At 64.4% G+C, this 13,633-nt stretch carries 12 protein-coding genes; 6 read left to right on the top strand and 6 right to left on the bottom strand.

Translation table 11 applies throughout. The annotated features are described in order from the left end of the window. Positions 1–138 precede the first annotated feature (138 nt). Together I6L33_RS07945 and I6L33_RS07940 are read left to right on the top strand one after the other, a co-directional pair. Positions 139–1,092 carry a LysR family transcriptional regulator gene (locus I6L33_RS07945; protein WP_216974112.1) on the top strand — a complete coding sequence of 318 codons (954 nt, stop codon included), beginning with the start codon at positions 139–141 and terminating at the stop codon, positions 1,090–1,092. Between the two features lie 338 nt (positions 1,093–1,430). Continuing rightward, positions 1,431–1,766, top strand: coding sequence for an endonuclease domain-containing protein (locus I6L33_RS07940; RefSeq protein WP_005308961.1), 336 nt, complete (start codon positions 1,431–1,433; stop codon positions 1,764–1,766). 391 nt (positions 1,767–2,157) lie between these two features. Here I6L33_RS07940 and I6L33_RS07935 read toward each other — a convergent pair whose 3' ends face one another. Beyond that, complete coding sequence (locus I6L33_RS07935) at positions 2,158–2,724, bottom strand: TetR/AcrR family transcriptional regulator (RefSeq protein WP_010635088.1); 567 nt, start codon at positions 2,722–2,724, stop codon at positions 2,158–2,160. A 188-nt stretch (positions 2,725–2,912) separates the two neighbouring features. Here I6L33_RS07935 and I6L33_RS07930 point away from each other — a divergent pair, with 188 nt between their 5' ends. Further along, positions 2,913–3,950: an alkene reductase gene (locus tag I6L33_RS07930; protein WP_181969452.1), complete on the top strand. Its 1,038-nt coding sequence runs from the start codon at positions 2,913–2,915 to the stop codon at positions 3,948–3,950. A 205-nt stretch (positions 3,951–4,155) separates the two neighbouring features. Beyond that, positions 4,156–5,094 (top strand): bifunctional helix-turn-helix transcriptional regulator/GNAT family N-acetyltransferase, encoded by a 939-nt coding sequence (locus I6L33_RS07925; protein ID WP_041203432.1) that lies wholly within the window; start codon positions 4,156–4,158, stop codon positions 5,092–5,094. Positions 5,095–5,269: 175 nt separating this feature from the next. On the opposite strand, the gene I6L33_RS07920 is transcribed toward I6L33_RS07925, so the two are convergent. The 3 genes from I6L33_RS07920 to I6L33_RS07910 form a co-directional block, all read right to left on the bottom strand. Then, positions 5,270–5,608, bottom strand: a complete 339-nt coding sequence (locus I6L33_RS07920) for a nuclear transport factor 2 family protein (RefSeq protein ID WP_017764044.1) — start codon at positions 5,606–5,608, stop codon at positions 5,270–5,272. Positions 5,609–5,775: 167 nt separating this feature from the next. Next, positions 5,776–7,365, bottom strand: a complete 1,590-nt coding sequence (gene prfC / locus I6L33_RS07915) for a peptide chain release factor 3 (RefSeq protein ID WP_025202215.1) — start codon at positions 7,363–7,365, stop codon at positions 5,776–5,778. A 241-nt stretch (positions 7,366–7,606) separates the two neighbouring features. Further along, the gene (locus I6L33_RS07910; protein WP_017764043.1) at positions 7,607–9,469 is read right to left on the bottom strand and encodes a diguanylate cyclase; all 1,863 of its coding nucleotides are present in this window, start codon (positions 9,467–9,469) and stop codon (positions 7,607–7,609) included. A 223-nt stretch (positions 9,470–9,692) separates the two neighbouring features. Between I6L33_RS07910 and I6L33_RS07905 the strand changes: the two genes are divergently transcribed. Continuing rightward, positions 9,693–10,697, top strand: a complete 1,005-nt coding sequence (locus I6L33_RS07905) for a sensor domain-containing diguanylate cyclase (RefSeq protein ID WP_017764042.1) — start codon at positions 9,693–9,695, stop codon at positions 10,695–10,697. A 6-nt stretch (positions 10,698–10,703) separates the two neighbouring features. On the opposite strand, the gene I6L33_RS07900 is transcribed toward I6L33_RS07905, so the two are convergent. Beyond that, the gene (locus I6L33_RS07900; RefSeq protein WP_017764041.1) at positions 10,704–11,156 is read right to left on the bottom strand and encodes an Lrp/AsnC family transcriptional regulator; all 453 of its coding nucleotides are present in this window, start codon (positions 11,154–11,156) and stop codon (positions 10,704–10,706) included. Between the two features lie 137 nt (positions 11,157–11,293). On the opposite strand from I6L33_RS07900, the gene I6L33_RS07895 reads away from it, so the two are divergent. Next, the gene (locus I6L33_RS07895; RefSeq protein WP_017764040.1) at positions 11,294–12,217 is read left to right on the top strand and encodes a DMT family transporter; all 924 of its coding nucleotides are present in this window, start codon (positions 11,294–11,296) and stop codon (positions 12,215–12,217) included. Here I6L33_RS07895 and viaA read toward each other — a convergent pair. Continuing rightward, a complete protein-coding gene (gene viaA, locus I6L33_RS07890) occupies positions 12,164–13,618 on the bottom strand; it encodes an ATPase RavA stimulator ViaA (protein ID WP_216973846.1) in 1,455 nt (484 codons plus the stop codon). The two genes, I6L33_RS07895 and viaA, sit on opposite strands and share 54 nt — an antisense overlap. Positions 13,619–13,633: the final 15 nt, after the last annotated feature.

Raw genomic sequence — 13,633 nt, 5'->3', positions numbered from 1 at the left:
ATGGATTGAGACCCCGCAGGCGTGAAAACGCGGCGCGGGGATCCTGGAAAAATAACAGTGGTCGCAGTGTAAGAAGTTGCGCTCACATCCATCAAATGAATAGGATGGATTGTCCCATAAGCCTGGCAAATAATCTTGATGAAACTGCACCAGCTCGACCTCAATCTGCTGCTCGCCTTTGACGCCCTGATGGCGCAGGGCAGCGTCACCCGCGCCGCCGAAACCCTCTTTATCAGCCAACCCGCCATGAGCCATGCGCTCAATCGTCTGCGCACCTTCTTTGGCGATCCGCTCTTGGTGCGCACCCCGCAGGGGATGCTGCCGACCCCTCGCGCCCAGCGGCTGCATCTGGGAGTCCAGCAGGCGCTGCGGCTGCTGGAGCAGCAGCTCAGCGACGAGGAGGTGTTCGAGCCGAGCCAGTCGAAGCGCCGCTTCGTGCTCTGCACCACGGATTACGTGGAGTGCGTGCTCATCCCGCCGCTTATCCAGCGTCTCAAACGGCTGGCGCCCGGAGTCACCATCGAGATCCGCATCCTGCGCGACACCCTGCCCGAAGCCGAGCTGGCGAGCGGCGAAATCGATCTGGTGCTCGGCTTTGACGAATACATGCAGGTGCCTGGGTACCTCGGCAAGGAGACCTGGCTCACCGAGCCGCTGGCCGGGCTGGTGCGCGCCGATCTGCCGATGGCCGCCCCGGCGCTCGCAGAGAGTGGGGATAACTCGGCGCTGCCGGGCGAGCGCATCAGCTTGGCGCAGCTGATCGAGATGCCCCACGTGTTCCACTCGCCCCTTGGCACCTCGGAGGCGAGTCTGGATCGCTATCTGAAGACGCTGGGGTTCAGTCGCACCATCTCGGTCAACAGCCAGAGCTATATGTCCGCCGCCGCCATCGTGAGCCAGAGCGATCACCTGCTGGTGTTGCCCAGCATGGTGGCCGAGCTGCTCGCCAACCACTGGCCGCTGAAAAGCCTGCCGCTGCCCGAAGATGTGCCCGATTATCACCTCAACTGCGTCTGGCATCCGGTGCATGCGCAGCAACCGGCGTTGATCTGGTTGAAGGCGCTAATGAAGGAGTTGGTGAATCCGGAGTAACCCGGCAGCGAGTGACATCCCCCTCATCCCCAACCCTTCTCCCACGAGGGGAGAAGGGGGCTGGTTCCGTGCCACTCGTGACATGGCTGACAGCCTGCCTACTTGCCTGCCTGCCGGGGTGAAGCATATCCATCCCACAACGATCGACCCATCAGTTCACCAGTTCATGATCCCAAAACTCCACTAAGGCCCCGAGATGATCGACAAAATGACAACTGTCACTCGATCTGTCCCCTCTCCCTCTGGGAGAGGGTCAGGGTGAGGGGACGCCACCCACTCAGTCACCAGACAGGAGAATGGCTATATCTATTAGGGTCAAATAGCTCTGGATAGGCACCATGAGAACCCATCCGTTTGCCAAGCGCATGAGGCGAGAAGCCACCCTTGCCGAACAGAAGCTGTGGCTGCAATTGCGCGACCGCCGTCTGGCTGGGGTGAAATTCCGTCGCCAGATGCCCATCGGGCCCTACATTGTCGATTTCATCTCTCTTGAACAGAGGTTGATCATCGAGGTAGACGGGTCACAGCACAACGAACCGGCGGGGCGGCAATATGATGGCGCAAGAACGGCCTACCTCAATCAGCAGGGCTTTCGGGTGATCAGGGTGTGGAATAACGATGTGTTGAGTCGGATGGAGGCCGTACTGGAACTTCTTTTGCTCTCATTGCGCTGAGCAGAGCCCTCCCCCTCATCCCCAACCCTTCTCCCGCGAGGGGAGAAGGGAGCAAACACCCCGGCGGCGTGTGACATCCCCAGAAACAGCCATGGCTCCCACAAGGGGAGAAGGGAGCAAACACCCCGGCGGCGTGTGACATCCCCAGAAACAGCCATGGCTCCCACAAGGGGAGAAGGGAGCAAACAACCCGGCTGCGTGTGGCATCCCCAGAAACCACCATGGCTACCGCGAGGGGAGAAGGGAGCAAACAACCCAGCTGTGCGTGACATACCCAGAAACAACCATGGCTACCGCGAGGGGAGAAGGGAGCAAACAACCCGGCGGCGTGTGACCTCCCCATAAACAACCATGGCTCCCGCGGGAGCCATGGTTGTTTATGGGCGAGGCATTACGCCCGCAGGGCCGTCATCAGCTGGGTGACCACGCCACCCAGCAGGACGGGGTCGGGGCGGCACTGGGCGAAGGTGACCAGGCCCTGGATGTTGATGAGCAAAAAGGCGGTCAGGGTCGGGATGTCGCGCCCGGCCGCCAGCTCGCCGCGCTCGAGGGCCAGCGTCAGCACCGCCGCCAGATCCGCATCCAGCTCGCCATAGATGGCCTTGAGCTTCAGGTGCAGCTCCTCGTCCTGCTCCGCCAGCTCCATCAGGGTGCGGGTCACCAGACAGGTGCCGCAGAGGGCGTCGTTCACCACCTGCTCGAGGTAGGCCTGCACCCCCGCCAGCGGGCTCGCGGCGGCGAAGAAGCTGCGCCGCAGGGCGCTCTTCTCCTGCACATAGTGGTCGACCGCCGCCAGCAGCAGGCCGCGCTTGTTGCCAAACGCCGCGTAGAGGCTGCCCGGATGCAACCCGGTCGCCGCCACCAGCTCCTGCATGGTGGTCTTGGCGTAACCCTTGGCCCGAAATGCCTCCATGGCATTTCGCAAGACGTCGTCCCGGTTGAACTCGGCGCTGCGCATGGTTTCTCCGTTGAAAAAGCGGATTCACCGGCCTGGGGCCGGTGAGAGGAAATAAGAGGGCGGCAAGTTTACCCCAGCGGGCTGGCAACACCAACCCATGTTGAATGCTCGTTCAAAAAAGACTTGCACACAAAACAAAAAACGTCTTGAATGCACGTTCAAGAATCACTCCCTCAGGACAGACGATCATGAATACCCTGTTTCAGCCCTATCGCCTCAACGACACCCTCACCCTCGCCAACCGTTTCATGATGGCTCCCCTCACCCGCTGCATGGCAGGCCCGGGCCTGGTGCCCACCGAGCAGATGGCCGCCTATTATGCGCGCCGCGCCGACATCGGCCTTATCATCTCCGAAGCCACCATCATCCGGCCGGACGGTCAGGGCTACCCCAATACTCCTGGGCTCTACAGCGCCGAGCAGATCGCCGGCTGGAAGAAAGTGACCGGCGCCGTACATGCCAACGGCGGCAAGATCTTCGCCCAGCTGTGGCACGTGGGTCGTCTCTCCCACCCCTTCTTCCACCACGCCGAAGTGCTGGCCCCCTCTGCCGTCGCCCATGAGGGCACGGTGCCGCGCATGCGCGAGCTGGTCTATCAGGTGCCGCGCGCCCTGACCGAGCGCGAAATCGCCCAGCTGGTCGAGGATTACGCCCAGGCCGCCGCCAACGCCATCGAAGCGGGCTTTGACGGGGTGGAGATCCACGGTGCCAACGGCTACCTCATCGATCAGTTCCTGCACCACGCCAGCAACCTGCGCACCGACAACTACGGTGGCAGCCCCGAGAACATGAGCCGCTTCGCGCTGGAGGTGGTGGATGCCATCAATGCCCGCATCGGCGGGGATCGGGTGGGCCTGCGCCTCTCCCCCGGCGCCTATGTGCACCTCGAAGGGGATGCGCGGGATCGCGCCGTGTTCGACCACCTGCTAGCCGAGCTGAACCAGCGCAACCTGGCCTATGTGCACCTCGGCATCTTCGATGACAGCCTCACCTTCGACTACCTGGACGGCCGCGCCTCCGACTACCTGCGCGCCCGCTACGACGGTCATCTGGTGGGGGTGGGCAACTACAGCGCCGAGACCGCAGCCGAGGCCATCAAGGCCGACCGCTTCGACCTGGTCGCCATCGGTCGCCCGCTCATCGCCAACCCGGACTACCTCGCCAAGGTGAAGCAGGGCGACGCCCTGGTTCCCTATGCCGACACCATGCTGGCCGAGCTGGTCTAACGCTCGCCGGCACCTTGCCTGACCAAGGATGGGATCCGCGCCCTCGCGCGGGTTTCCAATGTTTGGGCCCCCTCCCGGGCCCTTTTTTGTGCCCGCTCGTCATGCCCGCCAGTTCCGTGATCCCTCTCTGACCCAATAAAAAGTTGCTAGTAACAACTAGTTGACTATATTGGTTGTTGATGACAACCAAATAGGAAGCCCTGATATGGATCCCCGCCCCCTGCGCGCCCTGTCGCGCGATCTGGTTCGCGAACTCGGCATGCTCTCCCAACAGTGTGGCGAACTGGCGCTCAGCCCGCTCGAAGCCCATCTGCTGATCGAGCTGGAGAGCGGCCCCGCCACCAATCAGCAACTGGCGGAGCGGCTGCGCATCGACAAGTCCAACGCCAGCCGCCCGCTGGCCCGCCTGGCCGAGCGCGAGCTCATCAGCTGGCATCCCCATCCGTCCGATGGTCGCAGCAAGGAGGCACGCCTCACCATCGCCGGCCAGGCTCAGCTGCTGGATCTGCATCAGGAGATGGACAGCGCCATGGAGGAGACCCTGGCCCAGCTCACCCTCACCGAGCGCGAGCAGCTGTGGGAAGGCCTGCGCCTCTATCGCAGCGCCCTCTCCCGCGCCCGTCGCCAGCAGGGCTATCGCATTCGCCCCATCACCCAGGCCGATAACCCTGCCATCGCTGCCGTGGTGCGCGCCGTCTCCGCCGAATACGGCCTCACCGCCGACAAGGGCTACGGCGTAGCGGATCCCAATCTCGACTTTCTCCATGAAACCTACCTGGGTGAGCGCAGCCGCTACTGGGTGATCGAGGGACCCGATGGCTCCATTCTGGGCGGGGGCGGCATAGCGCCGCTGGCGGGGGAAGAGGGGCAAGTCTGCGAGCTGCAGAAGATGTACTTCATGCCCTCCCTGCGCGGGCTGGGACTGGGGCGGCGGCTGGTGCTGCAGGCACTGGACGAGGCGCGCGCGCTCGGCTATCAGCGCTGCTACCTGGAGACCACCGCCGTGCTGCGCGAGGCCACCGCGCTCTACGAGTCTCTGGGCTTCGAGCACCTGCCGGGGCCGCTCGGCAGCACCGGCCACGATGCCTGCGAGATCTGCATGGTGCTGGCGCTCGCCGCCAACGAGACCCTGCCTGTGGCGTGAAGCATAAAGACTGGATGAACAAGGGCGGCCCTGGTACCGCCCTTTTGTTTGCCTGTTGCTCAGGGCCAGACGGCAGGTAACGCAATATGGCATGAAGGGTGAGGCCTGACGTCAGCCGGAGTTGCCGGACGGTGTTTACAGTCAGGCCAAGGCAGACTGGGGCGCTGGGCGCCTGTCAGGTGGGAAAGTAGAACCAGGCCGTTTTGATAAGGCCGGCCTCCACCTCAAACACCGCCATGCTCTCCAGCGGCTCGGGGGAGAGGCCATAGATCAACTCGTGATCGAACACCTTGTTGCCGATGACGGTGCGCGCCAGCAGCTCGGCCCGCAGGGCCGGGTTGTTGAAACGATGTTCGGCATAGAAGGCGCTGAGCGCCTCCTTGCCCACTGTGCTCGGGCTCTCCGTCGGCATCCGGTACCCCTTGAACGCATCGGAGAAGCAGGCCAGGAAGGCCTCGAGATCATGGGCGTTGTAAGCGTTAAATTGTGCCTCGACGGGCAGTTCGACCGACATGCATCACTCCCTGAATCATGTGTAAGCCCCCTTTATAGGGGGCATTGCTCCCCTTGTCGACCGGTGACGGCGGCGCTCCCCCCATCCGCGCCCTGTTCGCCATCCAAAAAGAGACCCCGCCGAAGCGGGGTCTCTTTTTATCCTGTCTGCCTGTCGGCAAGCCCTTGTCAGTGCTCGCGGGTCTGGCGGAACTGGACGTCAGGGTGACGCTCCTGGGCCAGGCGCAGGTTGACCATGGTCGGCGCGATGTAGGTGAGGTTGTCACCGCCATCGAGGGCCAGGTTGACCTCGTTCTTGCGCTTGAACTCCTCGAACTTCTTGACGTCGGTCCCTTCCACCCAGCGGGCAGTGGCGACGTTGACCGCCTCGTAGATGGCCTCGACGTTGTACTCGCTCTTCAGGCGCGAGACCACTACGTCGAACTGCAGCACACCGACCGCACCGACGATGAGATCGTTGCTGATGAGCGGACGGAACACCTGCACCGCCCCCTCTTCGGAGAGCTGCACCAGCCCCTTGAGCAGCTGCTTCTGCTTGAGCGGGTCGCGCAGGCGGATGCGGCGGAACAGTTCCGGCGCGAAGTTCGGGATGCCGGTGAACTTCAGATCCTCACCCTGGGTGAAGGTGTCGCCGATCTGGATGGTGCCGTGGTTGTGCAGACCTATGATGTCGCCGGCGAAGGCGTCTTCCGCCTGCTCCCGGTCACCGGCCATGAAGGTGACGGCGTCGGAGATGTTCACGTCCTTGCCGATGCGCACGTGGCGCATCTTCATGCCCTTGGAATAGGTGCCGGAGACGATGCGCATAAAGGCGATACGGTCGCGGTGTTTCGGGTCCATGTTCGCCTGGATCTTGAACACGAAGCCGGAGAACTTCTCCTCGGTCGCCACCACTTCGCGGCTCTCGGCCTTGCGCGGCATGGGGGCCGGCGCCCAGTCGGTCAGGCCGTCCAGCATGTGGTCGACACCGAAGTTGCCGAGTGCGGTACCGAAGAAGACCGGGGTCATCTCGCCGGCGATGAAGGCGTCGTGATCGAACTCGGGGGAGGCGCCCTGCACCAGCTCCAGTTCTCCCCGCAGCTGGGCCGCGAGATCCTCGCCGATGGCGGCGTCCAGCTCGGGGTTGTTCAGCCCCTTGACCACCCGCTTCTCCTGGATGGTGTGGCCCTGACCGCTCTGATACAGATAGGTCTCGTCCTTGTAGAGGTGGTAGACACCCTTGAAGGATTTGCCGCAACCGATGGGCCAGGTGATGGGGGCGCACATGATGTTGAGCTCACGCTCCACCTCGTCCATCACCTCCATGGGATCGCGCACTTCGCGGTCCAGCTTGTTCATGAAGGTGAGGATGGGGGTGTCGCGCAGCCGGGTCACTTCCATCAGCTTGCGGGTCCGGTCTTCAACACCCTTGGCGGCGTCGATGACCATCAGGCAACAGTCGACCGCCGTCAGGGTACGGTAGGTATCTTCGGAGAAGTCCTCGTGACCCGGGGTATCGAGCAGGTTGACCAAGCAGTCGGCGTAGGGGAACTGCATCACGGAAGTGGTGATGGAGATACCACGCTGCTTCTCCATCTCCATCCAGTCGGATTTGGCGTGCTGGCCCGAGCCACGGCCCTTGACGGTACCGGCGCGCTGAATGGCCTGTCCGAACAGCAGTACCTTTTCGGTGATGGTGGTTTTACCCGCATCCGGGTGCGAGATGATCGCAAAAGTGCGTCTCTTGGAGACTTCACTCAGAAATTCAGCTGACATAATTCAACGTTCTTCTATTGGGCGGCGGCCTTGGCCACCGTGGGAATAATTCCGGGATGCCGCATTGACTCACGGTCCGGCATGGATACGCAACGGGCCACTCGGGCGGGCATCAGACCCGCCGGTGGAGAGAGGAAGAGGGTTGCGTTACATGGGTCTTCTCACCTGAGCCAAAGCAAAATTGCGCGACATTATACCCGCGCGAGTGAAAAATACCCAGCCCGGCTTTGCAGGGTGGTGCACCCTATTCGGCCCGCATCACCTGGTTGCGGCCGGCCTGCTTGGCCCGGTACATGGCCTCGTCGGCCCGCTGCACCAGCCCCCCCAGGCTCTCGTCGAGAGGACCCTGCTGGGCACAACCGATGCTGACGTTGACAAAACGCCCCTCCGGCATCCCCTCGATACGCAGCTGGGAGACGCGATGACGGATCCGCTCCGCCACTTCCATCGCCTCGTCCAGACAGGTGTCGGGCAGCAGCACCAGAAACTCTTCGCCACCGTTGCGCCCCACTCTGTCCAGCGAACGCAGCTGGGCGGCGATGCACTTGGCCACGGCGGCCAGCACCAGATCCCCCACGTGGTGGCCCAGCTGGTCATTGACCAGCTTGAAGTGATCGATGTCCAGCAGCAGCACCGAGAAGGGCTTGCCCTGCTCCCGCGCCTGTCTGAACCAGTGCTGGCCCTTGTTCTGGATCTGGCGGCGGTTGTGCAGCCCGGTCAGATCGTCGGTCATGGCGAGCCGGCGCATCTGGCGGGAGCGATTGAACTGGTGCAGCGCCAGCATGCCCATCACCAGCAACAACAGGGCCACCACCACGTACTGCCAGTGGCGCCGCTCCTGCAGTTGCTTGAGCTTGGCCTCCTGCAGCAGCTGCTTGGTCTTGAGGGCCTGGTTCTCCAGCTCCTTGCGAGCCAGATCGAACTCGAAGCGCATCTGCAACGAGCGCTGCTCCCTGAGCACCCGTTCCAGCGAGTGCTTGGTCTCGACAAACAGCTTGAGGTTGCTGAGGGCGGCGCTGATCTGGCCCTGCTGCTCCAGGATCCGCGCCCGCACCTCGTAAACCCGCGCCAGGAAGCGCTGGTTCTTCTCCTTGACGAAAATGGGTTCGGCGTGGGCCAGGTAGTAGAGCGCCTTGGTCGGGTTGCCCTGCGCCGCCTCCGCCATCCCCATCACCAGTTGCCAGTGACCCAGGGTGACGCTGTCGGAGCTCTCGCGCCCCTGCAAAATGGCGTCAGCCTGGCGCAGCTTGCTCACCGCCTCGGTCACCTTGCCCTGATTGAGCAGTATGGTGGCGATCTCGATCCGGACCCAGGCCAGCAGCCCCTCTTTCTGCTGCGAGCGATAGAACTGCTCGGCCATCTTCATCAGCGGCAGCGCCCGGTCATACTCCCCCATCTCGGAGTAGAGCAGCCCCTGCTGGGAGCGGATCCTCACCAGCGGCTCCTGGGCGCGCAGGGCACTGTAGTCATGGGCCAGCTCTTCGAAATACCCCTCGGCCCGCTCATAGAGCCCCATCCGCCGATAGGCGTTGGCGATCTGGGCCAGCACCTCCCGCGCCTTGCCATCCAGCCCCAGCGACTCGAAGCGCTTGTGCGCCTCGATGAGCTCCATCAGCCCCTCCGCCAGCTCCCCCTGATAGGCGTACATGTCGCCGCGCAAGCTGAGGATGTCCGCCTCCTGCACCCGATCGCCGAGCCGGCGGGCCAGCACCAGCGCCTGCTGGTAGTCCTCCTTGGCCTGCTCCATGTTGCCAAGCATCTGCTGATGAAAGGCGCGGCAGGCCAGCAGACCTGTCTCGGTGATCCTGTCCTTGCGGGCCCGGGCACCGGCCAGTTCCTGGTCGGCAAAGTTCACCACGGCACGGTACTCGTCGTCCCACTCGGAAGGCATGGCCCAGCACTGCAGCCGCACGATGCGCCCCTGCACGTCGGGGGGATAGGCCTCCTTGCTCGCCACCAGGGCGGCGATGCGCAGCCGGAACATGCGATCGGGCTGGAACCCCTCCTCCAGCAGCTGCAACTCGCGGGAGAGCTGGGGCTCGGTCAGCGGCGCCCGGGCCGCCCAGGCGAGGGGCGTACACAATCCCGTCAACAGGATCAGGGTCATGATGCGTTTCATGCCGGTTCGGTTTCCCCTCAGGTGGTGCTAGTACACGAATATGCTCACTCCCCCCATCATATCTCGCCTTGCAGCAACACACAGCAACCATGGAAAAAGAGAGGAGATAGGCCAGATCCGGCAGGCTCTCACGCTGACCGAACGCGCCCCTTTACAGATGGAAAATCAGCATCGACTATAGGCGCCATCCAACACAGGGAAGCGCAGGTTGATGACATATCAGGAGCTGCAGGCGGCCTACGACAAGCTGCTGCAGGAGAACGAACGGCTCAGGCGGGTCGCCGACGATGCGCGGGAGAAGCTGGAAGCCGCCATGGACGGCACCGGCCTGTGCATCTGGCAGAACCATGTGCCCACCGGCAAGCTCATCATCTTCAACCGGCGCTGGGGTTCCATGCTCGGCTACCAGCCCAAGGAGCTGTCGGCCCACTTCGACGTCTGGCGCGAGCATCTGCATCCGGAAGACAGGGAGCGGGTGCTGCAGGCCTTCTTCGATCACCTGAGCGGCAAGAGCCCGTTTTATCAGGTGATGCACCGGATGATCGCCAAGGACGGCAAGACCACCTGGGTGCTGGACCGGGGCCGGGTGGTGGAGCGGGACGCACAGGGCAACCCCGTTCGGGTGATGGGCACCCACATCGACATCACCCACGAGAAGGAGTACGAGCAGCAGCTGGCCCGGCTCGCCCACCGGGATCCCCTCACCGGCCTTGCCAACCGCACCGCCCTGCAACGCAAGTTCAACCAGGGTTTCAAAGCCATCTGCTTCATCGATCTGGACGACTTCAAGCAGGTCAACGACAACCTGGGCCACCGCGCCGGTGACGAGCTGCTGATCGCCCTCACCCGCCGGCTGCGCAACTGTTGCGAGGAGGGGGTGAAGATAGGCCGGCTCGGCGGCGACGAATTCGTGCTGCTGCTGCCCTGGGCCAGCGACGATCCCCGCACCAGCCAGCTGGCCAGCCAGTGCATCGACGCCATCGCCACCCCGTTCGAGCTGCCCAACGGTGACGCCTCGGTGGGCTTGAGCATGGGGATTGCGGCAATCCGGCCGCAGGATGATTTCAGTACGGCGCTGGCCCGGGCCGATCAGGCCATGTATCGGGTCAAGCGCGGCGGCAAGCGGGGCTTTCATGTCGCCCGGCCGAGTGGCCAGCCACTGCTGGATCAGGAGCAGGTCAACGAGCACGGGCTCGGTCACCAGCCCTGCCCCTGAACAGGGTCAGATGGGCAGCGGCCCCATCACCTTGACCGCCCGAATGGCGAAGTGGCTGCTGATGTCGTTGACCATGTCCTGAGACTGCAACCGCCTGATCCATTGCTCGTAGGCGGGCAGGTCGGGTACCACTACCTCCAGCAGGTAGTCGTAGTTGCCGGAGACGGTGTGGCAGCTGATCACCTCCGCCATGGCCGCCACCTCCTGCTCGAAGGCCTCCACCAGCGGCTCCCTGTGCTGACTGAGCCGCACGTTGACGAAGATGGTGATGCCCAGCCCGAGCTTCTCCCGCGCCAGCACGGCGCGATACCCCCGTATATGGCCCTCCCCCTCCAGCCGCTTCAGGCGCCGGGCACAGGGGGAGGCGGACAAGCCGACCTGCTCCGCCAGCTCCACGGTCGTGAGGCGTCCATCCTGTTGCAGCAAGCGCAGCAGATGTAAATCAATCCTGTCGAGCATCTTGGTGATATCCGGTAAAAATCCCTTTTGGATTGGCTGAAACTATCAACTCCCCCCGAATATCTCAAACAGTTTGCCCTGCAACACCCTCCCCCCTGGCGTGATAATGAGCCGGGACACGCCATGGAGGGAGCCCGATGTCATTTACACCATCACCCCGTTGCAGCGGCTGGGCCGCCGCCCTCGCCACCGTGCTGCTCTGGTCCGGTTTCTTTCTCTCCCTGCGTCTGGGCGCCGAGGAGAAATTCCCGCCACAGGCGCTGGCGCTGCTGCGCTTCGGCATCCCGGCCCTGCTGCTGCTCCCCTATTACTGGCGTCACCGCATCCGTCTGCGCCGCACGCCCCTGCGCTGGCAGCTGGCCATGCTGGCGGGGGCCGGCCTGCCCTTCTTCTGGCTCGGCGCCACCGGCATGCAGCTGGCCCCGGTGGCCCAGGGCAGCGCCCTGATCCCGGGCACGGTCCCCCTCATGGTCAGCCTGCTCGGCCTGTTGCTGTGGCGCGCCCCCTGCCCCCTGCAGCGGCGCTGGGGGCTCGCCCTCATCACCCTGGCCACCGCCATCCTGTTGCTGGGCGGAGAACCGGGATTATGGCAAGGGCAGCTCTGCTTTCTGGGGGCGGCCCTGCTGTGGGCCCTGTTTACCCTGGCGGTCAGACGCAGCGGACTGGCGGCACTGGATGCGGCCGCGCTGGTGGCGGTGCCATCGGCCCTGTTGCTGCTGCCGACGCTCCTGTGGAGCCCCTTGCCCACCGTGAGCCATACCAGCGTCTGGCTCTGGCAGGGTCTGCTGCAAGGGATAGGCGCCGGCTTGCTGGCGGCACTCTGTTACGCCCACGCCATCCGCACCCTGGGCGCCGAGGTCAGCTCGGCGCTGGGCTCGCTCACGCCCGTGATGGCGGCCATGCTGGCCTGGTGGCTGCTGGGGGAGAGCGTCACGCCGCCGGTGTGGCTGGCGCTTGGCCTCTTGTGTGTCGGGGTGGTGCTGGCCAGTCTGCCGGCACGGCGGGTGTCAGCTGCGCTGCCAGCGGCGCAGCAGGCGACCGCGCAGGCCGCAGTCGAGTAGCCAGCTGTTGTCGAACACCCGCAGCAGCGCCGGTTTGGCGTGGCGGGACATGGCCACCGCGTGGAAGCGGGTCTGCTGCTTGCGCTGGCGGTTCATCCGATCCAGCAGGCTGTGGGGCAGGCTCTGGGCGATAAAGTCGGAGACCACCAGCACGTCCGCTTTGGCAAAGGCGGGGTCCTCCAGCTTGATCAGGGCCTTCTCGAGGCAGGGCACCAGATCGGTGCCGCCGTGAAAACTCATGGAGAGGAAGCGCTCCGCCTTGTCGAGCCCGGTGTCGGCGGTGATCTCCAGGGTCGCCACCTCGGTGGAGAAGAGCATCAGGTAGCAGCCCCGCTTCTCGTCCATCGCCACCTTGAGCAGCGCCAGAAACAGTGCCTTGGCGCACTCCTCCGGATATCCCCCCATGGAGCCCGAAGTGTCGATGCAGACGATGAAGGGCCCCCGCTGCTGCAGTTGCCGCCCGCCAAGCTCAGGGGTGCGCAGCATGATGCGCTGGCGCGGCAGGGTGCCGCGCGACTGGTAGCTGAGCAGGCGCCGCTCCAGATAGCGGCGGTAGAACTCCAGCTCCAGCTCCGGCAGCGCCAGCATCACCGCCTCGCTCGGCAAGAGTCGCATCAGGTCGCTGGCCGGGTGGATGCCCACCAGATCGTCCGGCACGTCGTCGGTCTGCACCTCTTCCAGTTCGTGCACCTGCACCGGCGGCACCGGCGAGTCGTTGGCCCGGTTGTCCTGCTCGCTGCGTCCCAGCAGGTTGGCGATCTCCGCCAGCAGTGGCTCGCGCTGCAGCATGCGAGCGTACTGCTTGACCAGCACCAGGCTGCGCTTGTGCCAGCTCCCCTGCGCCAAATCCCAGAGCCCGCCGGCGGAGATCTGGTTGGGATCGAGCGCATCGGCCAGGGTACGGCTCGCCAGCAGCTGATCTTCGATCTCCTGGCGCTGCTTCTCCCGCTCCGCCTCGGCGATCTGCTGCTGCAGCTGCAGCAGGCTGCCCACCAGGCTGGTGCGCCACTTCTCGATTAGCAGCTGGCGCTGGCTGTCGGTGGGGTGAGCCATCAGCTGGCGCACCAGGCTGCGCGCCTCGCCGGCGAAAGGGCTGTACTGCTCAAGCCCGTCCAGCAGGGCCGGCAGGCGCCCCATCAGCTCGGCCAGCGGCAACCCCTTGTGGGCCTGATAGAGGCGATACTCCTGCTCCAGCGCCACCGGCACCGGCTTGTGGCGCATCTCCTCCCCCAGCTGATCGCTCCAGCGGCGGATGCGCTTTTGCAGCAGTTTGCCCTGCAGCGGGGAGCGTTTGATGAACTCGGAGATCTTGGGGGTGGAGGCCAGCAAGAGCGCCATTTCGCCCGCCAGCTCCCCCTCGCCCATGAGCAGCCCCAGATCCATCATGCCGATCTCAAGCATGGCGACCTCCGCCGA

The sequence above is a fragment of the Aeromonas sp. FDAARGOS 1403 genome (genome assembly GCF_019047325.1).
GTDB lineage: Bacteria > Pseudomonadota > Gammaproteobacteria > Enterobacterales > Aeromonadaceae > Aeromonas > Aeromonas dhakensis.
This window is presented reverse-complemented; position numbering and strand designations above follow the sequence as displayed.

Coding starts and splice junctions, on each gene's coding strand:
- I6L33_RS07945 (WP_216974112.1), top strand. CDS start 139: ATGAAACTGCACCAGCTCGACCTCAATCTGCTGCTCGCCTTTGACGCC.
- I6L33_RS07940 (WP_005308961.1), top strand. CDS start 1,431: ATGAGAACCCATCCGTTTGCCAAGCGCATGAGGCGAGAAGCCACCCTT.
- I6L33_RS07935 (WP_010635088.1), bottom strand. CDS start 2,724: ATGCGCAGCGCCGAGTTCAACCGGGACGACGTCTTGCGAAATGCCATG.
- I6L33_RS07930 (WP_181969452.1), top strand. CDS start 2,913: ATGAATACCCTGTTTCAGCCCTATCGCCTCAACGACACCCTCACCCTC.
- I6L33_RS07925 (WP_041203432.1), top strand. CDS start 4,156: ATGGATCCCCGCCCCCTGCGCGCCCTGTCGCGCGATCTGGTTCGCGAA.
- I6L33_RS07920 (WP_017764044.1), bottom strand. CDS start 5,608: ATGTCGGTCGAACTGCCCGTCGAGGCACAATTTAACGCTTACAACGCC.
- I6L33_RS07910 (WP_017764043.1), bottom strand. CDS start 9,469: ATGACCCTGATCCTGTTGACGGGATTGTGTACGCCCCTCGCCTGGGCG.
- I6L33_RS07905 (WP_017764042.1), top strand. CDS start 9,693: ATGACATATCAGGAGCTGCAGGCGGCCTACGACAAGCTGCTGCAGGAG.
- I6L33_RS07900 (WP_017764041.1), bottom strand. CDS start 11,156: ATGCTCGACAGGATTGATTTACATCTGCTGCGCTTGCTGCAACAGGAT.
- I6L33_RS07895 (WP_017764040.1), top strand. CDS start 11,294: ATGTCATTTACACCATCACCCCGTTGCAGCGGCTGGGCCGCCGCCCTC.
- viaA (WP_216973846.1), bottom strand. CDS start 13,618: ATGCTTGAGATCGGCATGATGGATCTGGGGCTGCTCATGGGCGAGGGG.